The organism is Rhodovulum sp. PH10 (genome assembly GCF_000293785.1).
In the GTDB taxonomy this organism is placed as follows: domain Bacteria; phylum Pseudomonadota; class Alphaproteobacteria; order Rhizobiales; family Xanthobacteraceae; genus Rhodoplanes.
Genome location: NZ_AKZI01000265.1, coordinates 1 through 332 on the forward strand (window position 1 = coordinate 1; position 332 = coordinate 332).

Annotated in this window: 1 protein-coding gene; it reads left to right on the forward strand. The window is 65.7% G+C overall.

From position 1 onward, the window contains the following. The coding region (locus tag A33M_RS21940) for a flagellin N-terminal helical domain-containing protein (protein WP_040622800.1) at window positions 1-332 on the forward strand (332 nt) is incomplete at both ends.

The window sequence follows — 332 nt, forward strand, 5'->3', positions numbered from 1 at the left end:
ATGTCTTCGGGTATCACGCTTTCCGCCGGCGTCCGCCAGAACCTGCTCTCGCTGCAGAACACGGCCGACATGATGGCGACGACCCAGAATCGTCTCGCCACCGGCAAGAAGGTCAACTCCGCTCTCGACAACCCGTCCAACTTCTTCACCTCGCAGTCGCTCGGCGACCGGGCCGGCGACCTCAACTCGCTGCTCGACTCGATCGGCCAGGCGGTGAAGACGCTGGAAGCCGCCAACAACGGCATCACCTCGATCACCAAGCTCGTCCAGTCGGCCAAGTCGATCGCCCAGCAGGCCCGCTCGGCGACCGCCCCGGCGACCACCTACGACGC